The organism is Nostoc paludosum FACHB-159 (genome assembly GCF_014698835.1).
Taxonomy (GTDB): domain Bacteria; phylum Cyanobacteriota; class Cyanobacteriia; order Cyanobacteriales; family Nostocaceae; genus Nostoc; species Nostoc paludosum.
This window is the reverse complement of the sequence record NZ_JACJTU010000084.1, coordinates 1-19,587: the sequence shown is the minus strand read 5'-3', so window position 1 is coordinate 19,587 and position 19,587 is coordinate 1. Positions and strand designations below refer to the sequence as shown.

Genomic DNA, 19,587 nt, shown 5'->3' with positions numbered 1-19,587 from the left:
TTCAGTTGCAATTAATCCTGGCTGAAGCGTAATTATAGTTGCAAATAATCCTGGTTTGTAAATGTCTTGATTGCAGGTTTGAGCGATTAGTATTGCAGGTCGTTACAGTTAGCCCTTGTTTAGCATCATGATCAGAGTATGAGAATTTGATTTTGCCTCTGGGTATGTCCTCAACCCTCTCTCTGAGAGATGATAATCCCGCGTTTATTAAGGCTTGCCGTAGCCCATCAATTTCTGTCCTAAGCGAGTTAATCTCCGAATTGAATTCTCTTTGTTGCTCGGCTACGGCTGCCTCTAGACCATCGATTTCGGTGGTTTTAATGACATTGGAGTAATTTTAGGGCTGCTCTGGTGACACGTTAGCAATCAAGAGTTCTTTTTTACTGCGCTTCAACTGTTTCCAAAGTGCCTTAATCTGGTTGTAAGCCTCATCAGGAGAAAGCTTACCATTGGTTTCTAAACAGGTAATGTAGCCAACTTTTTGTGCAAATTCTTGAAGGTTGGCATTAAATACTAAATTCTCTGGCTTAACCTGACCGTAGTAGCGACTGCGAGGGTAAAGAAATTTGTTTTTGTGGTTAAGATTAGGCTCGTCCATTACTTCACCCCCAATAAGTGACTTTTTAACAATGATAGTCAGAAGTAAGCTTCAATGAAGAAATTGCCGTCAAGCTAAGTATAAGGCAACTAACTGTTTATTTGCTGCAATAACAGTAAGGCTTTTCAATCATGGACATATAAATGAAGCGATCGTTTCATTTATAAGTTAGGTATAAGTATTAAGTGCGGATTATACCCCTACTTGGTAATCGCGCTGCAAACATAAGCAGGTTTTATCAGCCAACGCCATTATGCGGGTTGTAGCGGTTGGGATTGATAAGCAGAGATTAACTGAGTCTAGTGGTTTGAAGTTGCTCACGGAAGATGTAGGTTTCCGGCCGTTTACATTGTGTTATTGGGGTTAGACAATGTAAGCTAGACCCTATGAAAATAAACCGTTTCGGTAGGGCAGAAATCCTTACCCCTGACCAAATTAATCTCCTATTTAACGAGGGCTTTGTCAACCCACGCGATCGCGCTCTGTTCGGCGTGTGCCTTTATGCAGCTTGTCGGATCAATGAAGCCTGTACATTGGCAGTAAATGACGTGTTTGGCAGCAATGGTGTTAGAGGGGTGTTAGTGCTACGGAGTGTCAACACCAAAGGCAAGCGGGACACTAGGGAAATTCGAGTGCATCCGAAGCTCAAGCAGTATTTAGAAGAGTACAACCCCAACCGCCGCAAGGAGTTCTTGTTTCCAGGGCGGCATGGGTTGGGGCATATCCACAAGGTGAGTGCTGACAAAATCCTCAGAGATACTTGTGCGCGGCTGGGGATTGAGGGCGTTAGTACCCACAGTTTCAGGAGGACTGCGTTAACCAGGATGAGCGATGCCGGGATACCGTTAAGGCATATACAGGAGATATCAGGGCATCGGACTTTGGCAGCTTTGGAGCGCTATCTGGGGGTAACTGAAAAGCAGAAGCAAAATGCTATCTCTGCTTTGGATTTTTGAATAATGTCGGTTTATACAGTTAGGCGACATTGGAAAAGTCGTCGCTGCCGTCCTCCAGTATCCAGTAGTCAAATACGAGGAGGTCTTCAGAGTCGCCGCGTGAATCATCTTGTATTTTAAGAATGTTGACCGCAGCGTAACGACCAGAATGGTTCTCAAGCAATACAAATTGTCCGATCTCAGGACTCCGAACCCTTGAAGTGAAATTATAAAGGCTAGCGTCTGTAATATCCTGTAGCCGTGTGTTCTTGGGAGCCAAGGCAACTGATACATTGGTAGCGTCCTGGTAACAATGAATAGTTGTGTCGCTTGCCTTACTCCAGTGCGTTAGAAACTCGTAGTTGCCATCGCCTAGTCGGTAAAAGCCGTCATGATGAGAATAGTTGAAACTTACCTTGCCTCGTGATGGTTTACTGTGCGGATAGCTTTCTCTTCTGCGATGTAAGTGCATTGGCGGGGAAGGAGTTGGATCGATTGGAGGAGACTCGACCAAATTCACCGTGTAAAGAGCTTGCTCGATTGTATGTAATTCATCATTCAACCGTTTCAGTTCTGTTTCCTCAGCTTGGATTTGTTGTTGTAACTGAAACTTAACAACAGCCCCAGCCTCAATTGCTAAAGCCAGCCGCAACTGCTTTAACTTCTCATTTCTCAGATCCCACTCGGCTTGAAGGGTATCTCGCTGTTTTTCCGATCGCTGTCGTTGGTTTATATTCACTCTCCGGCAACTCTACTGTCAGCCTCTTGATTAGCTAAATGGATACCTTTCTAGGCATTTTTCGCCATGAAGTTCATGCATTCTACCCAGAATCAAATCTGCATTTAGCTGATGTGTCAAATGTGACTCAGAAATTATACCAGTTTTCTCAAACATAATCAGATAGGGCTAGAGAAAAATTTCACTGGTCCATACAAGCGAATGGAGGGTGAGCGCAGCTAAGAGTAAAGTGTGACAACTAATCATGCGCGTTTTTTGGAGGTATTCGCGTGCGAGTAGCAACCGAGTTTTAGACAATGTAGGCTAGAACCTATGAAAATAAATCGTTTCGGCAGAGCAGAAATCCTCACCCCTGACCAAATTAATGTCCTATTTACTGAGGGCTTTGTCAACCCACGCGATCGCCTACGGCGGGCGGTTACGCCATCGGGCATTGTTCGGCGTGTGCCTTTATGCTGCCTGCCGGATCAATGAAGCTTGCACTTTAGCGGTGAAAGATGTATTTGGCAGCAACGGTGTCAGAGGCGTGTTGGTGCTGCGTAGCGTCAACACCAAAGGCAAGCGGGACACCAGGGAAATTCAAGTGCATCCCAAGCTTAAGCAGTATTTAGAAGAGTACAACCCTAACCGCCGCAAAGAGTTCTTGTTTCCCGGCAGGCATGGACTCTTACATATCCATAAGGTCAGTGCTGACAAAATCCTCAGAGATACCTGTGTGCGGTTGGGCATTGAGGGCGTTAGTACTCACAGTTTCAGGAGGACTGCGTTAACTAGGATGAGCGATGCCGGGATACCGTTGCGCCACATTCAGGAAATATCGGGACATCGGACTTTGGCAGCTTTGGAGCGTTATCTGGGGGTAACTGAGAAGCAGAAGCAAAACGCGATCTCTGCTTTGGATTTTTGAAGAATGTAGAGATTTGGGGATATCGCAACTTCCAGGAACAATCGCTTACTGTAAGGATTCCAGCCGATGATTAGTTTTTTAGCAACATTTCCATACTCTATCCATACCCTCGATGGTTGATTTTTCTGTTAGGGATTTATAGTTTTTGGCATTGATAGGGAATACTAAAATTTAGAGTTATGTTTAACTTTTCACTATTGGGAGTCTTATAGAGTAAGTTATTTTGAAATTTTCAATACTTTAATTACATATCCCTAGTTTTGAGAAAAAAGTATGAATCCATCTGATGTTGTCATGTTATATAAATTAGCTAAAGGTAGTGAGGCAATATGGAATGAATTATGGCATGGTGGTAAAGAAGATTTAGGTGAGGCTAATATACAAGACAGTAGTAGTTGTTTATGGGAAGTCAAGGTTCGCAAAACAGGATATAGGGGACGCTACCTGAAGATTAAATCAAAAACAGGTTCTAGTCGAAAAATGAGAGCATCCGCAGATAACTATAAACCAGGGGAGTATTTAAGTATTACGCCTGATGAATGGGAAGTGTTTTACCTACTTGCTCACAATGGCAATGATATAAAGCTTTATACTTGTGCCAAAAGTATTTTAGATAGGTTTGTAAGGAAGTAAATTTTGGCTATGTAGAATTGCTCAAACTAGTTTACAAGGTTTATTATCAATTTCTCACTTATAAAAATATATGCTTCCTTTATCTATTGAAAAAATAGCGGTTAGTTTATTTTGGAGTCTAGCTAATGATGAAAAGACTAAAAAACAAGTCTATAATTTAGGACTAAAATTTTTTGATAGTATACAGGTCGCAACAGGTAACGTTAATCTTCATTCACCTGAAGAAGCTGTAAAGATAGCAATTAGTACTTGCATAAGAAAGGATAGAGAAAACCAAGCAAGAGTAGCTGCATTTGTAACTGCTTTATATTTACAGTATGAAATTGAAAGAGCAGCACAAATAGGAGGTAGCTTACTTAACCGTTTTGGAAAATCTTGGTTTCCTCATATTAAGGATAGAGAAATTCGCTTTGCATTAAAAGTAGACACAGAATTAGAAAATTACCTCTACAATCAAATCCTAAATGAGAGTTATTAATTTCTACATTGTAAAAGCTAAGGGAAGTTTTAGAGATTAATTGGATAATTAATAAACTATCTTAAGTCGAAGCTTTGACAGGATTATCTAATTAAAGGTCGTTTATTTCCACCTGTACCCTGAATTCTTCCATCAATATCTACTCTTTTGAAAAACTTAATATTTTCTTGCCTATGTTTTCTGTCAAGCGCATTAATTTCATCTATTATTGACTTTCCTCTATTGAGCATTATAAGAATTAGAGTACTGTTCGATAACTTAAAACTACTTTGATTTTTTCCAAGCATTTCTTCATACTCTTTAACTATATTGCGTGTTGATGTGTATTTTAGGATAATACTAATTTCGCCAAAGAAATTTTGATTGGATAAATTTATAGTATCGTTTTTTAAATCGAATGTCAGCTTGAAAGAACTTCTCTGTATATAGTTTTCTAGTAATTCTAATAAAATAAGTTGTCCCACTTTTTCATTATTTGGTTCTCCTGATTTTTTATAAAACTCTACACACAATCCTCCTTTTACTAACTTAGAAAAATGTTCGCATATAATCTCAACAATTTTTTCATTAGATTCACTTTCAAAATCTTTTAAATTTAAAGGGTATTTATTAGCATACTCTCTAGCAGACTCATGCCATCTAAACACTTCATCAGGATCACTTTTAAAATTATATGCTATAGCAGATTTCCCTTTATATTTGTCAATCAAATTCTTCATTAATTCAGGTTGTTCGAGAATATGTTTTCTCAAATCTTTTTTTTTGAGCGCAACATCTTTCCATGTGGGAGAAGCCTTCCATGATTTTTTAATTTTTGTATTTATGTATCCCCTTAGTTCTTGGTTGTGAGTTGTTATTACATCTGCACTTGTCCATGAATAAGCAAGTGGTAGCGCTGTTAGTATATCTTGAGGTACTAGAAGAATACCTTGACTTGAGTAACAAGGTAATCCATAAAAATACTTACCAGCTATTAATGTTGGCTTCGCCGCTTTTGGTAGCTTTAAAGATTCTGCAACACGGGAAGAGAACTGAGCTAATTCAGACAGCAATATATGAATTGTCATATCACTGATTCTGTCAGCGCCAATATTTTTCTCAAAAAGTCCAGACAATTCAAAGATTATTGGATCTATTATTCCTAATTTTGCTAGCTCTACAACAGTTTTAGATAAATTATTTGATAATTGACTACCAATTCCTTTACCCCCTGCATGATTAATTGAATATCCTAAACCTGCAACCGGGATTTCAGAGAATATTAGTTTGTTTGTAATTGTTTCAAAGTTTTCACGACCTTCAATAAAATTTAGTACGCTCTTTAGGACATCATCAAAATGATTTGTAAATTTTTTGTAGGATTGTTGCAATTCAGGAACTGTAGTCTTTTCTAAAAGTCTTGGATCAACATAAAATGGTGAATCGATATTGATCACTCCATTAAAAACATTGTGGTCAATTAAAATTTGGGGATTTATTTGGAATATATCGCTAATTTTTTTAGGCATATTTTTTATGGACGGCTACTTTATTAGTATTCCCAAGAAGGGGTTAAGGGTTGCTAATGGTTTAGACAATGACCGCGATGCCTGCGGCTGACTACACCTACGCACAATATTTGACGTATGCCTGTTCAGTGCTTGTCGATGTTGTCGCCAGTTGGCGGAGATATCGGGAAATGAAATTATCACAACATCGAAGAGAAATGCACTGACGGTAAGGCATTCAAACCTGATTAACCTGCAAAAGCGATCGCTTTTCTTACGTAGGTTTTTATTAATGGCATTCTCAACAGAATTTATACTTGGTAATGCTCAGAATGAACCTTATTGGGGTTGAGCCGAGATACAAGTAATTTTGAGCAAGAATGATTAATTGTGTATCGAGTTCTCTTAAAGAACCATTAGGGTGGCCGCCGAGATACCGATACCGTGATACCGTTGGCGAATTCCCCAAACGGCTAAACTGAACCGATTAGTTCAGTAAAACAGCGTTCACTCTCCTGGGCGATCGCTCTTAAGCCAAGATATGGCTCATCGCTGCCAGCACTACCTATTGTCGCGTACTCACCTATAGCTCAATTTTCACCTTTACTAACAAACCAATTTTCAACGTTTAAACCATTAAAAAACTCAAAATCAGAAATATTATTAGTTACCAGAACTAAATTATTACAGAAAGCAATACTCGCAATTTGACCATCTACAAAAGCAGGAGTTTTGCCAATCTGGGATAATCTAACCCTTTCTTGGGCGTGCCATTGTGCTGCCTTTAAATCATAATCAAATATTGGTAAATTTAAGACTGACTCATAAATATAATTCCTAAGATACTCTCGTCGCTTAGATTCTGGCAACCGCAAACAACCATGTAGAAGTTCATGAACAACCACACTCGAAACAGCAACTTCTGACTTATGAATATCTAGTTGGTGTAAAACATTGGCATTAGGAATAGGGCGTGCTGGCTCTGAGAGAATATTAGTATCAAGTAAGAAGTTTAAACTCATAACTCAACTTCTCTGCCCACGCTCGGATCTCGTAAATCAGCAAAATCCTCATCAGTAAAAATAATCCCCTCACTTTGGATTACCTGTCTAAATTTTTGTAATCCTTGCCAAAAATTATCCCCTCTAGATTCCTCCTTTTTTTGACGCAGAAACTCAAATAAATAGTCCCGTTCTTCTGTAGGTAAATTGTTAATAGAATTAATAATTTCTTGTAAATTCATCAATTAAGCTCCTCTAAACTAAACCTCAACTTTGGTAACTGTATTTTAATCTGAGCGGGTAAGATTTGAGGGTTGCTTTACTCTCGTCCCCTAGAACTTATATTCTTCTGATACACTTCAATAAACTGGAAACTAAAACCGAGTCGGTTGACCAAACGTTAACGTATCTTAATGGAACGCAAGCCAGTGTCAACTTCAGACAAGCAATGCCGCATTATTGCCCTGTTTAACCAGGCGGGTGGTGTCGCCAAATCGACACTGACCCAAAACCTGGGATACCACCTAGCTCTAGGAGAACACCGCGTTCTCCTCATCGACATAGACCCCCAAGCCTCATTAACCAAATTCATGGGGTTAGTACCATCTCAGTTACAAAAAACTGTTGCTGATGCGATTATCAACGAGCAGCCCTTACCGATTCATGAGGGCATTCACGGTATGGATTTAGTTCCAGCTAACCGAGTCCTGAGTGGAGCCGAAATGCAGTTAGTTAGTGCTGCCATGCGCGACTTACGCCTCAAGGAAGCCATTGAACCTATTCAGGATGAATACGACTTCATCCTTATAGATTGTCCCCCCAGTTTAGGATTGCTTTCTTATATTTCCCTAGTCGCAGCCACACACGTACTCGTCCCCGTCGAAACCCATCTCAAAGCCTTTGAGGGAACAGACGAACTGTTACAAACTATCACCCACGTTAAAAATAAAGCTAACCGGAAAATCCAAATAGCCGGGTTTGTTCCTACACGGTATGCTCACCAGAACTCAGCCGATAAACGCGCATTAGCAGCTATCCAATCTCAACTTTCAGCCTGGGGTCGGATTTTCCCTGCCATCCCCAGAGCCACCGCTTTTGTCGATGCGTCAGAAGAACGTGCGCCCCTAGCGGTGTTTGACCCTAAACATTCTGTAGTCCCTATCCTTGAAGAAATCGCTAATTCTTTGGAGGCTTTGTGATCCGACGCAAGCAAACTGAAAAACCCTTTGGCGGTCAAATTACAACTCAACCCCCAGCACCTTGGTTAGACTCAGCAGACGGAAATACAGCAGGTGCTACTGAAACTACTGTCAAGCTATCAGATATAGTTTTGCCTCAACAGCAACCCAGACGATATTTTGACCCACAAGCATTAAAAGAATTAGTAGAGTCAGTCAAACAGCATGGCATCCTCCAACCTTTGTTAGTGCGCCCAATTGGTGGAGGAAAATACGAGTTAGTAGCAGGAGAACGACGCTACCGGGCAGGGCAAGAAGCAAAACTTGAAGTCGCGCCTGTGGTTGTGCGTCAGCTATCTGATGACCAAGCGTTTCAGTTGGCTTTAATTGAAAACCTGCAACGAGAAGACCTAAACCCTGTTGAAGAAACTGAAGGTATTTTACACCTGTTGGCAATTCGGCTACATTGCGATGTAGAAGCCGTCAAATCCTTGCTGTACCGGATGAAGAATGCTCAGTCTAAAGAAGAACAGCAGCCAACAGACTCATTAGATTCATCTAGGAGAAACGTTTCTCCTAAAGGTGAATCAACAGAATCTCTTGATACCATTTCTGACAATTTAGACGAGCAGACAGAATCTAGGAGAAACGTTTCTCCTAAAGTAGATTTGGAGCAATCAAAGACGGTAGAACAGGTATTTCTTAGCCTGGGGCTGATGAATTGGCTATCGTTCACTACCAAGCGTTTACCGTTGCTCAATCTGCCAGAAGAAATTTTAATGGCATTGCGAGAAGGCAAGCTGGAATACACCAAAGCCCAAGCACTGGCACGGGTAAAAGATGACGAAGTGCGAAAACAACTCTTGTCAGAGGCAATAGCTAACGATTGGTCTTTAAGCCAAATCAAAGAACAAATCATCGCCAACATTTCATCTGAAACACCATCTGAATCTAAAACACCTAACCAAATACCAGAACGGCTCAAAGATATTACCCAGCGCATTAAAAAGCGTCAGCTATGGAAAGAACCAAGAAAACAAAAGCAGCTAGTAAACCTTCTAAACAAGCTTGAAGCATTGCTAGGGGATGAGTGAATTGACATGGGGTGCTATATCCCTCACTATACACGTTGATAAAACCACCGTGGCTTTTGATGATACTATCGCTGCACCCTGCTGCATTCCGAACAACAAAAACGCAAACCCCTCCCCACAGACGAACGCCTACAGATGCGTCGCTAAGATATGCTAAAATCCTTGTTGTGTAAGGATTTTAGCATTACTCAAAAATGCCTAAATTTCTACTTTTACCGGGAAAATATAGGATCAAGGATTATTTGCAAAGAGTTTTTTATAACTGAGAATAGCTATGACTGACGATAGACAACTGATTCCTATGGAAGAGGGGATGGAACTTTTTAATTGTTGTGCCAGCTCATTGAATGTAGTGATAGTCAGTCAAATTCTGGGATTTCTTGATGAAGAAATTATCAGACAATCATTAGATTTAGTTCAGAGTTGTCATCCCCGACTGAATTCTCATATCATTGGTTCATTAGATAATCTCAGATTTAGGACTGAAGGAACAGAAAAAATTCCTTTACAGATTATTATTAATTCCGAACTCGAATATTGGCAAAAAGTTGTTGTTAATGAATTAAGTAAAAAAATTGAAAGTCAAAAAGTTTTACTTAGAGCTATTCTTCTTAAGCCTGATAAAGAGAGCAATATCAATTATCTAATTACCACAGTTCATCATGCAATCATAGATGCTATTTCTGGAATTTATCTTCATTCAGAAATTTTGAGATACTGCCAAAAAATTGTATCCAGTAGTCAAATACCAACAGTCTCTAAGTTACGACCACTGCCATCTTTAGAGGAACTAATGGCTAATGTTACTACTGAAAATACAGAAACTCAGAAATCAACTCAACAACCACATACGCTTCCCTTAGAACACTATGTATCTCATCAACAACGCAGTTGTAGATTAATTCATAGACAGTTAGTTGCTAAATTAACCAATCAAATTATTAATTCTTGTAAAAACGAGAAAGTGACTGTACATGGTGCTATATGTGCAGCTATGATGTTAGCTTTAGCTAAAGAAATCAGAAAAGACAATAGAGATTTATATTTCAGCTGTCGCTCATCTGTAGATATGAGAAGAAGAGTAAATCCACCAATCGGTGATGAAAATATAGCTATGATCGTTTCAGCTTTGACATCTTTTCATACTCTCACAAACAAGACATCATTTTGGGATTTAGCAAGAGAAGTTACTCAGCAAATAAAAGCCAGATTAAAAACTCAAGAAATTTATAATGTTATTTTGTCTTATAAAAATAAAGCAGAGTATGTTCTAGAGCATCCTGAGCTAGTTTCTTTTTCAATATTTGTAACTAACGTTGGTAAAGTAAAAATACCGTCAGATTATAGTCCGTTTCAGTTAAAGGAAATAACTTATCTATTATCAACAACTGTAATGGGCAATGTTTTTAGTGTTGCTGTGTCAACTTTTCATGAAAAAATGACTCTCAACTTTATGTTTACTCAACCTTTAATTAGCGATGAGACAGCTAATAATCTTGTAAACAAGGCTTTATCTTATTTATTGATGGTATCAACTAAAGAGTTGATTGACGTTAAGTATTTAATATAAAGACTATAAGATATTATGTGATTATCATTTTTCCTGCCTAACACCTTCTACTGATGCATTTTCTTGTTGAGAAAACATTTTATATGAGTCAAAATGAATCACATTATCTTGACTACAACTTTTTTCAAGCAATTCTTGATGGACGTCAGGTTCATATAAACTAAAAACTATAATATCTCCACCTTTACCAGCCCCTGTTAATTTTGCACTGATTTTTGGTAAAAGGTCATTCTTTACTTTATTATCAATTTCATATCGCAAAGCATTAGCTTGTAATTGAGCAATAAAATAATCTATATTCTGATGAGAATATTCCATACTAGAAAGTAGAGATTGACATGAAGACATCAGATCAGGCACGAATCTCCAATCAGATAATACAGAATTTACAAGACTGATACAAATATTGCCTAATGCTTCTGCACAAAGTTCTAGATAGGCAAAGTCAAGCTCATAGTCTTTCTTAGTATCTTCAATTTTATCATTTAAATAAATCTGACCTAAAATTTCCGAAGTATGTATTTCAACAGAACGATGAAAGCTTTTATCTGTAAATATATTATTAAATTTTTGATGAATATATTTTACACTTTTTTGAGAACCTTTGATATAAGTACGAATACTGTGCTTATCTAAAGCTTGTTTAGTTTTACTAAAAATTCCTGAATACAAAACAGTTATATTATACGGAGGAGGGTCAGGATAGCTAGGTAAGCCACTTCCAGGTTCTGCGGGATCAAATATAAAAGTTTTTATTTTTAATAGATTTTTAATTGCTTCTTTTTGTTCCCCTACATTTACTGGACTCCATCCTGCTGATAGTCTATGCCCTAAACGTGAACGCCTAGAAGTACAATAAATAAGCGGATGTCTGCCCTTTCTTCCATAAAAAGATGCGTGTGGCCCCGCACCACTTGAACAATTTCCATGAGAACAATTTTCGATAGCCCAAGCCAATATTAAAACAACTTGATTTTTATCTAAGTTTTGTATATCAAAATGATTTTTAAAATCCTCAACATTTATATAGTGATCGACTAAAGCTTGAGCAAGACATACAGAAAATGCTCCGCTTGAGTCTAAGCCAACAGCAATAGGAAAACTGCTCAAAACATTGATTCTAAATCCAGATTTATCTCGTAAAAAAGGGAAAATTATGGAAATAAATAATGTATTTATTGCATCTAAATAATCGCTAATATTCGTGTCCCCATAAGCTGTAAGAAGTTTGATATTCGTAATTTCATTAAGGTTTTGGGGATTAGCAACTATATATTCATTAATAGTTATATTATATCTATCTAAATCTGGTTCTATATGAACGTAAAGTCGTAAAGGAAGGGGGTAATAAATAGCTGAATGGCCAAAAACGACACCGTGTTCACCTCCTATAAAAACAGCAGAAGGTGCGCTGTAAATACAACCTTTATTTACTTGATTTGCCTTCCATTCATTCAAAGCTTTTTCAAAGTGTTTAAGAAAAGGTGCGGGGTTTTCCCCTCCTCCTTTTCTTATCTTCATTCCTTGTTTTCGTTCTTTCCAAAGTTGTCTAAATTTATCTAAGTTGGTCTGCTTATCTTTTGACCAAAGTTCTACCCTAAATTCTAATTTTTTTTTGCCTTGTTGTGAGTCTCCTTTGATAATATTTAAATCTCTAAGATAGGCAATTGACTGTTGGACTTCCCAATCTTGTAATTGGCGACTTTTTTGCTCCTTTACCAGTTTCTGAATATCTTTTTTTTGCGTACATACTTGTAAAATGTTACTATTATTTTCCCACTTTACCTCAAGAACCTCAAACTCACTGTAGTAAGCAGACGGAACTTTTGCAAAAGATATTAAGGCATCTAGAACAATTTCAACTCTTTCTTGATCTTTGCGAAAATATCGTAACTTCATAGAGGATGTCTATAGAAAAACACACATATACGCACAGCCTAAAAATTCACTAATCTATTCATACGTCTTCCCATCATTTAATGGCAGTAGCATTAAGGGACGTTGAAAATTACCAAAACAACAGTAGTAGCCCTCAAGTGTAATTGCTCATGCCCCAAAGTTGAAACCTTTATTTCACAAGCCTTAGCGAACTTTTTAACCTCTGCTTTGGTAGTGATTGCTTTAGGATATGCCCCAAAGTATATAAAAGAAAACAGCCTGCCTAGTTTTTGCACCTTCCAGGCAGGTGTTCACACGAACATAATAAGGTAAACAACAAAATGAACCTAATTTCCAGATTTGTTAGCTACCTACAATTTCATGATAGTGCTGATACTGACTCCCAGCTAAGTTTGGGCTGTACACAAAAAACTAAACAGTCAGTTAATACCTGTCTTTTTCAAGAACATTTACGTCAAGCTCGTCTCAGTTTCAACTTTACCTTTGGGGTAACAATGGCAAGTACTGTTATCGGTCTAGGAAGTGTTGTACTCCTTCTATTAGGAGAAGTACAGAAGGAAACAGTCATTGCAGCTGGAGAAATTACTGTAAGTATTGCCGCTGTATCTCATGAGCTAACAAAACATACAAATGACAAATTAGAAAAAATTTCACAAACTTTCAAAGATGAAGACTAAGAAAAAATGACCGTAAAGAACGAAACGTGAGTTTAGGCGATCACCAATTAGCTAATTATCAATCTCACAAAGGCGACGAATGAGCCGAGCTTGTGCTTCCAACTGGTGAAGCGCCCAAATAGTGGGAGTACGCAATTTTTCACCGCGCACTCCCATTGAGTACAACACCAAAGGTAGCCAATGAGCTTTGAGAGTTACCATCACTGCATCAGCTAAAGTAGACCCAGGTGAGATAGGGCTGGTCTTTAAAAAATTAAGTATTTGGCCATCGATGTCGTTACTGTCTCGTTTAATAGAAAGAATTTCTTGCTTGGCATCGCTCATATAAACACCGATAATTACGTAGGATTAAAGGAGATTCAAAGACGTAAAATGTAGCGTAAGTTACAAATTACCTTTTAGCTACCCATTTGGACTAAAAACCCAAGTTTTCTGCATTTTTGCTGCCTGTTAGCAGTCATTAGCAGTTATAAGATGCAAATTGCAGTTACAGCTATTAACAGTGTACAACTGCTGCTAACTGCAAATAGTAGTCAAATGGTAGCAATTGGACACCTGGGGGTTGAGGTGAAAATAGCCTCTAATCCTTATGGTGAGTGCAATAGAACTACTTTTACCCTATGGGACGATTGCTGCTGTTGGGGATTTTTTATCAAAATCGATAATACTGCAATGTTGCAAACGTACTTCAAACAACCATTGCAAAATTTTTTGTAATCTGTTTCTTATTGGGTATCTTCAAATATTTGATGTGAGAACTCGTTGCGGATCATGCGACGAAGTGGAGTCTTCGGGGCGGGCTTGCGTGACTTGTCGGCTCAACCAGAAATCATTCTGCCCGTCCCGAAGACCGCATGATCCGAGCGTAGCGACAACGAGTTCGGTCTACACGGCGTGGATCACAAGCTAAAACCACGGTCAAGCTGTTTCTGCTTTTGTTGCTCCTCTTTTAGATGAGCTTCTAGTTCCTGACTCCAATCAGGATTATGGGTTTTGAGCCTTTTACCCTGTGGCAACAATTCTAATATTGCACTAGCCGCCTTATTCCCTTGTTCATCATTATTGAATGCTACGACCACCCTATTGAAACCTTTGAGAAATTCCATAGGTAGGTTATTCGGGTCATCAGCTACTATCAACATGGTTCTAGTTGGTGGTAGCCCCTTGCAACTTGAGATCAGGTAGGTGGCTGCTGACATCGCATCAATTGGTGTAGAACACAAAAAGACGTTTTCTACCTTGGACGTTGGTTGCCCTCCCAATCTCAGATAGAACCAACCATTTGGTGTAGAGGTGTTTTGGTCGTACTCCACAGCGAGATGACTTTGCCTTGGCTTTGACCAAACTAATGCGCCAGTTTTTGAACCATCTAAATCACGCTTGATAAACAAAATATTTCGCTGCTCATCCATGTAAAGCAACTGATTATAATGTAATCCTTGCACAATATAATCTGGTATATAGCGTTCTTCATTCAAATACTTGTGCAATTTCTGCCACAAAAGTAGATCCTCTGGTGGTGGTGTAAACTGTGGTTGATTTTGCTTGTGTTCAATTTCTTGAAAGAGTTTTTCTAACTGCTCAACTGGGAGTGGTTTTACAGGTTTGAGCAGCAATTCATTAATAGATTCATCATCTCGTTCTGTTTGGTAGTCAACGCCAAGATGTTTTTGCAAACCGGGGAAGGTATAAGCTGCACCTAACTGTGTACCACTAAAAGCTTGCCCATCTTTCTCATAAGAAATACCTTTAGACTTACCATTTCTAGTCCATCCTGTTCTTACACTAATGCCAGCTTGCTGCAACCGCATGATCAGCGTTGGCATTTGGGGATTATCAACTCTGGCCCTATCAATTGTCTGCTGAACTTCCTCTTTGATGATGCGTTGTGGAGGAGAGTCACGTTGTCCCTGTTCAAATTCTTCTTGCTCTCGCCTTATGCGTCTAATTTGTCCAGTGCTGGGTGTGCGATTTAGTTTCTCTCTACTGCCCTGGACTTGCACTAATTCATAGTCTTGCTCAATTTGTCGCAGAACTTTTTCTGAACGAATATAATCCCAGGAATCATGCACTAACAGCCCCGTATCCATCCTGATTCTGCTGGCTGCAATGTGGATGTGGTCGTCGTCGGTGTTGTGGTGACGGAAGATGACAAACTGATTGGCATCAAAGCCCATTTCTTTCATGTAGCGTGAGCCGATTTCGTTCCACTTGTCATCATCTAATTTGTCCCCTTTAGCTGCTGACAGTGAGACATGGTAAACAACACGCTCGGCATCAGAATTCAGTTGTCGAGATAGCTTAAACTCACGCGCTAACTCACGGGCATTTCTCCCACTCATGTTGCCACCAATTAATTTGGCATCTTCACGGGATTCTAGATAATCTAACAGCTTGCGAAAACCTCTACCCTTCGTCTGCTTCCCAATCATCGTCTTCTTCCTCTTCTTCCCAGTCTTCACCTTCAATATCATCCGAGGCAATGTCTCGTCTGCACTGATGCAGCAGTTCTAAAAGTTCTCGTAACAGTTCTGGGTTTGCTGGTGGAGTACGCCCCATCTTGATAGCTATGTTGGTGGCTTTGACAAGCTGATTAAGGTTGTTGCCGATTTGTCCTAACTCCCAATATGTTTGCAAGCTAATTTTACTCAGTCGTTTGGGTAACGGACGCATCAACGCATTACGCCTCATTAGTTCACTCGCTGACATTCCCGCGTCCTGTGATTTCATCCGAATCATTTCCAGTTCGATGTCGCTCAACCTCACCGGGAAGATGTGCTTTCGGACTAGGGCTTTAGACTGCTTTCGATTTGCCATAGTTTAGGGAGAATGAGGACATCACGCGAGGGGGGTTTTTAGGGGGGTGAAACCCCACTAAACCAGCTTTGCCGTCCGAGCGGAGCGAGGTAAAGCGTAAGCTTTAAGGCATGGCTGGCTTCAAGCCAATTTTTGGGGGAAAGGAGGTGTCGCGTGCTACGTATGTACGGAGAAACACCAGAAGACTGGGGGCGAGAGTACGACAGCATAGCTGCGATGCTGACTATCCTACAACCTACAGAGGGATATATCAACGGCGCAGCCGTAATAGTTAATAATGAAGCACTAGATAAATTCTAGATTTGGCTCACGCCACAATATTAAAGTTTTAGATTCGGCGTAGCCGCTACAATAAGAACTGATTCGGCGTAGCCGTAATAGTAGAATTTTTTGAGCATCAGTTGAATAGAAAGAACAGCGAAGCTGTCACAAGAAAATCTAATTTGGCGTAGCCACTAAGTAATAAGTGATTCGGCGTAGCCGCTTTGATTAAAATCGCAGATTCGGCGTAGCCGCAATCGTCAATTTTTTTTAGCATTTTGAAAACAGATTGGTACAGATGTTTTCAAATAACCGATAATTAGTAGTTAATCAATCACTACATGAGATAACAATGGCTGAACAGCAGGAGTCTGAGGTAATCACTAAGAGCAAGATTGATAAGGCCATCTCACTGCTGAAGGAGCAGAAGCCAAAAGAGCGAGAGGATGTATCTGACAGGGAAGCAGTGAAAAAAATGAGGAGATACATCGAGAAGCTGACTTCTTCTAAGTACGGCTACACTTATGATGAAGTTTCAGAGATGCTGAAAGGGCTGGGCATTAATTTGACTGGCAGCAGAATCAAGTATTTAATCGGTGAGTTGAAGAAAAACAGCCGTCGTCGTCAAAGGATAGAGCCAAGCGAAGATAATAGCATATCAGAAAGTCCTGTCACTGAAAATCAGCCAGCAGTTAAAGCAAACAGTGAGACATCAACAGAACAAACTGTAAAGAGTGGGAAGGGCAAAACCAAAAAACAACAGCCAGTAGTGCAGGAACATGAGGATGAATAAATGACAGAAAAGGATATATATGTTCGTATAGCTCGTGCAGAAGACATCCCTGCTTTAGCGAGTCTGATTCCAGAATCAGCTAGAACACTTCAAGCAAACTACTACACGCCTGAACAAATTGAAGGAGCATTGGGAACCGTCTTTGGTGTCGATAGCCAATTAATCCAGGATAGAACCTACTTCATCGCTGAGAGCGCAAGTCAGGTGGTCGGCTGTGGCGGATGGAGTAAACGAAAAACTCTTTATGGAGGCGATCTGGGTAAGAAAGTGGCAGAAGATATCTTACTCAATCCAAGCATTGAGCCTGCAAAGATTCGGGCATTCTTTGTTCATCCAGCGTGGGCGCGTAGAGGAATCGGTAGTCAGATTATGAGACAGTGTGAAATGGCAGCGATAGAAGCTGGATTTAAGACCATTGAGATCATAGCCACATTAGCTGGTGAGCCATTGTATCGCAAATTTGGCTATCAGACTTGTCAGCAATTTGAGATTTCGCTTCCAAACAAAAACGTTCTTCCTGTCATTCGTATGGTCAAAAATTTTTCGGAAATTAACTCTTTTGATTGAAGCACTAACAAGTCGGTGCGCGTTTGCACTTCATGTCAGCAATAGTATATGGGTTTTTTGCACGCTAACAATCGGGTGAAAAGGCATACTGAACCGGACGCTCACTCAATGATTAAGTACACAATCAGGAAGCAGAGCATCTTTTATTACTGATAGGTCAGTAGAAATGAAAACTGATAAATTTTTTCAGGTCACTGTCGGGTTAGTTACAGCTTGCAGTGGGGCAAAGTCGGAGTAAACTTCGGTGGGCAGACAACGCAAGATAATCATCAGCAAGTCGGCCTTAACTTGAGGGGTAGAGAAATTGACAATTCGCCGCAGTACAGTAGGACTAAGGACTGTAGCCACTTCAGCTATGTGAGTTAAGGCATCTTCAGCCGATGATTCGGCCTCATTAATCAACGTCGGGAAGTATTCATGGGCAAACCACCTTTCCTCATCGCTCAGGTCTGTGAGATTTTTATTACTACTGCTATGAAGACTATCTAATAGTAGAAGTAATAATTTTTTAAACCTAGCCCAACCCCCCCAACGCTGTGTAAATCGGCTTACCCATCCTTGGGTAGTGTCTATGATTTTGGCGATCGCCGTTTGCCCAATTTTCTGCTGCGACTGCCAAAGCTGGGTGAAAGCTTTGACAATGGCGTGTCCAGTCTGCTGATCTCGGCTACCCGCTTCGGTGCATAAAGTACAGGCATCGACAACCTCTAACTTGACTCCGGGCAGTTCATCTAGTAGGAAACTAAGGTCATAGTCAGCGCAGAAGTAGAATGTTAGCTCCTCATTGGAGCGACGATGAGCGCGTAATCGACCAATTTCTTGGATGATTTCGGCTCTAATTAATTCGGTGAGATACTTTTGCAAGATGCCCTCTGAATTTCCCAGCAAGACTTGCTGACCAGTCATCACTTGAAGATGTGCAGCCACCGCACCGATGTTTTGGTAGGGAATGCCAAAAGAGGCGATTGCATCACAGTCACTAAAGCGATTAACGCCCCGCCCATCGACAAAGTGACCGTATTCAATATGGTCTTCTGCCTTGAGAGCAATTTGTTTCCACTCGATAATGCCCAGTTTCTTGTATATCTTGAGCAAAATTTCCTTGAGGGCATCAACACGGTAAGTTAAAGAGTTAGAGCGTTTTTTGGGTAATTTACCCAGCCCAACGACGTTGACCACCCTTAAATTGCTGTAGTCGGGGCGTGACTGCCCTATGACTAACATCGAGTCATCGTAGCCGAGTTTCAATTTCAACAGTTCTGGGCTGATAGTGGCATCAAGGTAAACATTGAATTGGGCGGAGTAGGCTAACTCAGTATATTTGGTGTCAGGGCGATAAATGGTCAATATACCCCATTTACAAGCCAAATATCCTTCACCCTTCCAAGCTTCGAGGAAATCACAGAACCAGTACAAGGGCAAATCAAAGAACTGCTTACCCGCTTGTCGTGCGCTGTCCTTGGCCACACGTTTGGCAGCGAAACGGGCGGCGGCGCTTTTTTTGAGTTGTTTATCAGCCTGGATATCAATCGAGTCTAAATCAGCCAGAAATTCTAAATTAGGCTGTAATATCTGCCGAATTGCTTCAATATCTAAGCCAGAGGGAAATTCGCCTAACTCTTCTCTGAGTTCAGCATCATTAAAGCCGTAACGAGAATCAGGTTTAATATCTCCATTAAGGAGCGATCGCAAAACTGGTAAAAAGGTCTGGAGTTTTGACCATTGCTCAGGGGGTAAGCCGCCAGCAACTAAGGAACCAACGGTAGTATCAAAATCCTGTAATCCCACTTCAATTGAGTGTACAGGTTTTATGAGAGTCCCGGCTTCTTCCCATATCCGCCCTACGGTGAAAGGTTCGCCAGCAGCATTAGTTAAATCAACTGGGGTAGAGTCGGGGTGCGCTCGAATTTGGGAGTAATTTTGAATGACCATCCGTTTAAGGTAACGGAAGCC

At 40.2% G+C, this 19,587-nt stretch carries 21 protein-coding genes and 1 pseudogene; 12 read left to right on the top strand and 10 right to left on the bottom strand.

Annotation, left to right across the window (positions count from 1 at the left end):
- Positions 1 to 337: 337 nt before the first annotated feature.
- Positions 338 to 598 carry a DUF7219 family protein gene (locus tag H6H03_RS36700; protein WP_190959931.1) on the bottom strand — a complete coding sequence of 87 codons (261 nt, stop codon included), beginning with the start codon at positions 596 to 598 and terminating at the stop codon, positions 338 to 340.
- Positions 599 to 984: 386 nt separating this feature from the next.
- On the opposite strand from H6H03_RS36700, the gene H6H03_RS36695 reads away from it, so the two are divergent.
- On the top strand, positions 985 to 1,554 hold the full coding sequence (locus H6H03_RS36695) for a tyrosine-type recombinase/integrase (protein WP_190959930.1): 570 nt from the start codon (positions 985 to 987) through the stop codon (positions 1,552 to 1,554).
- A 19-nt stretch (positions 1,555 to 1,573) separates the two neighbouring features.
- On the opposite strand, the gene H6H03_RS36690 is transcribed toward H6H03_RS36695, so the two are convergent.
- On the bottom strand, positions 1,574 to 2,272 hold the full coding sequence (locus H6H03_RS36690) for a hypothetical protein (protein WP_190959929.1): 699 nt from the start codon (positions 2,270 to 2,272) through the stop codon (positions 1,574 to 1,576).
- Between the two features lie 364 nt (positions 2,273 to 2,636).
- Between H6H03_RS36690 and H6H03_RS36685 the strand changes: the two genes are divergently transcribed.
- The 3 genes from H6H03_RS36685 to H6H03_RS36675 all read left to right on the top strand — a co-directional run bounded on the left by H6H03_RS36685 (position 2,637) and on the right by H6H03_RS36675 (position 4,290).
- On the top strand, positions 2,637 to 3,179 hold the full coding sequence (locus tag H6H03_RS36685) for a tyrosine-type recombinase/integrase (protein WP_242058168.1): 543 nt from the start codon (positions 2,637 to 2,639) through the stop codon (positions 3,177 to 3,179).
- Between the two features lie 273 nt (positions 3,180 to 3,452).
- Positions 3,453 to 3,812, top strand: a complete 360-nt coding sequence (locus H6H03_RS36680) for a hypothetical protein (RefSeq protein ID WP_190959928.1) — start codon at positions 3,453 to 3,455, stop codon at positions 3,810 to 3,812.
- 70 nt (positions 3,813 to 3,882) lie between these two features.
- Positions 3,883 to 4,290 (top strand): hypothetical protein, encoded by a 408-nt coding sequence (locus H6H03_RS36675; protein WP_190959927.1) that lies wholly within the window; start codon positions 3,883 to 3,885, stop codon positions 4,288 to 4,290.
- Between the two features lie 83 nt (positions 4,291 to 4,373).
- Here the strand turns inward: H6H03_RS36675 and H6H03_RS36670 are convergent, their stop codons facing one another.
- From H6H03_RS36670 to H6H03_RS36660, 3 genes are all read right to left on the bottom strand, one after another.
- On the bottom strand, positions 4,374 to 5,798 hold the full coding sequence (locus tag H6H03_RS36670) for a hypothetical protein (RefSeq protein ID WP_190959926.1): 1,425 nt from the start codon (positions 5,796 to 5,798) through the stop codon (positions 4,374 to 4,376).
- 569 nt (positions 5,799 to 6,367) lie between these two features.
- Positions 6,368 to 6,799 (bottom strand): type II toxin-antitoxin system VapC family toxin, encoded by a 432-nt coding sequence (locus tag H6H03_RS36665; RefSeq protein ID WP_190959925.1) that lies wholly within the window; start codon positions 6,797 to 6,799, stop codon positions 6,368 to 6,370.
- Positions 6,796 to 7,023: a hypothetical protein gene (locus H6H03_RS36660; protein ID WP_390842919.1), complete on the bottom strand. Its 228-nt coding sequence runs from the start codon at positions 7,021 to 7,023 to the stop codon at positions 6,796 to 6,798. Before H6H03_RS36660 ends, H6H03_RS36665 begins: the two co-directional genes overlap by 4 nt.
- A 168-nt stretch (positions 7,024 to 7,191) precedes the next feature.
- On the opposite strand from H6H03_RS36660, the gene H6H03_RS36655 reads away from it, so the two are divergent.
- From H6H03_RS36655 to H6H03_RS36645, 3 genes are all read left to right on the top strand, one after another.
- Entirely contained in the window at positions 7,192 to 7,977 is a 786-nt protein-coding gene (locus H6H03_RS36655) for a ParA family protein (RefSeq protein ID WP_199339217.1), read from the top strand.
- Entirely contained in the window at positions 7,977 to 9,050 is a 1,074-nt protein-coding gene (locus tag H6H03_RS36650) for a ParB/RepB/Spo0J family partition protein (protein ID WP_190959933.1), read from the top strand. The genes H6H03_RS36655 and H6H03_RS36650 overlap by 1 nt, the downstream gene beginning before the upstream one ends.
- A gap of 274 nt (positions 9,051 to 9,324) precedes the next feature.
- Positions 9,325 to 10,620 carry a phthiocerol/phthiodiolone dimycocerosyl transferase family protein gene (locus tag H6H03_RS36645; protein WP_190959922.1) on the top strand — a complete coding sequence of 432 codons (1,296 nt, stop codon included), beginning with the start codon at positions 9,325 to 9,327 and terminating at the stop codon, positions 10,618 to 10,620.
- A gap of 24 nt (positions 10,621 to 10,644) precedes the next feature.
- Here the strand turns inward: H6H03_RS36645 and H6H03_RS36640 are convergent, their stop codons facing one another.
- Entirely contained in the window at positions 10,645 to 12,519 is a 1,875-nt protein-coding gene (locus tag H6H03_RS36640; RefSeq protein ID WP_190959921.1) for a GHMP family kinase ATP-binding protein, read from the bottom strand.
- Between the two features lie 320 nt (positions 12,520 to 12,839).
- On the opposite strand from H6H03_RS36640, the gene H6H03_RS36635 reads away from it, so the two are divergent.
- On the top strand, positions 12,840 to 13,196 hold the full coding sequence (locus H6H03_RS36635) for a TRADD-N-associated membrane domain-containing protein (RefSeq protein WP_190959920.1): 357 nt from the start codon (positions 12,840 to 12,842) through the stop codon (positions 13,194 to 13,196).
- 51 nt (positions 13,197 to 13,247) lie between these two features.
- Here H6H03_RS36635 and H6H03_RS36630 read toward each other — a convergent pair whose 3' ends face one another.
- Positions 13,248 to 13,520 (bottom strand): hypothetical protein, encoded by a 273-nt coding sequence (locus tag H6H03_RS36630; RefSeq protein ID WP_190959919.1) that lies wholly within the window; start codon positions 13,518 to 13,520, stop codon positions 13,248 to 13,250.
- A 150-nt stretch (positions 13,521 to 13,670) separates the two neighbouring features.
- Between H6H03_RS36630 and H6H03_RS36625 the strand changes: the two genes are divergently transcribed.
- Positions 13,671 to 13,913, top strand: a complete 243-nt coding sequence (locus H6H03_RS36625) for a hypothetical protein (RefSeq protein ID WP_190959918.1) — start codon at positions 13,671 to 13,673, stop codon at positions 13,911 to 13,913.
- 182 nt (positions 13,914 to 14,095) lie between these two features.
- Here H6H03_RS36625 and H6H03_RS36620 read toward each other — a convergent pair whose 3' ends face one another.
- Positions 14,096 to 15,628: a relaxase/mobilization nuclease domain-containing protein gene (locus tag H6H03_RS36620; RefSeq protein ID WP_190959917.1), complete on the bottom strand. Its 1,533-nt coding sequence runs from the start codon at positions 15,626 to 15,628 to the stop codon at positions 14,096 to 14,098.
- Positions 15,603 to 16,013 carry a plasmid mobilization protein gene (locus tag H6H03_RS36615; protein ID WP_190959916.1) on the bottom strand — a complete coding sequence of 137 codons (411 nt, stop codon included), beginning with the start codon at positions 16,011 to 16,013 and terminating at the stop codon, positions 15,603 to 15,605. The genes H6H03_RS36620 and H6H03_RS36615 overlap by 26 nt, the downstream gene beginning before the upstream one ends.
- A 153-nt stretch (positions 16,014 to 16,166) precedes the next feature.
- Between H6H03_RS36615 and H6H03_RS36610 the strand changes: the two genes are divergently transcribed.
- The 3 genes from H6H03_RS36610 to H6H03_RS36600 all read left to right on the top strand — a co-directional run bounded on the left by H6H03_RS36610 (position 16,167) and on the right by H6H03_RS36600 (position 17,634).
- The gene (locus H6H03_RS36610; RefSeq protein ID WP_190959915.1) at positions 16,167 to 16,313 is read left to right on the top strand and encodes a hypothetical protein; all 147 of its coding nucleotides are present in this window, start codon (positions 16,167 to 16,169) and stop codon (positions 16,311 to 16,313) included.
- A gap of 313 nt (positions 16,314 to 16,626) precedes the next feature.
- Complete coding sequence (locus H6H03_RS36605; protein WP_190959914.1) at positions 16,627 to 17,067, top strand: hypothetical protein; 441 nt, start codon at positions 16,627 to 16,629, stop codon at positions 17,065 to 17,067.
- Positions 17,068 to 17,634 carry a GNAT family N-acetyltransferase gene (locus H6H03_RS36600; protein WP_190959913.1) on the top strand — a complete coding sequence of 189 codons (567 nt, stop codon included), beginning with the start codon at positions 17,068 to 17,070 and terminating at the stop codon, positions 17,632 to 17,634.
- Positions 17,635 to 17,820: 186 nt separating this feature from the next.
- Here the strand turns inward: H6H03_RS36600 and H6H03_RS40910 are convergent.
- Positions 17,821 to 19,587: pseudogene (locus H6H03_RS40910) on the bottom strand (PriCT-2 domain-containing protein); the annotation flags it as partial.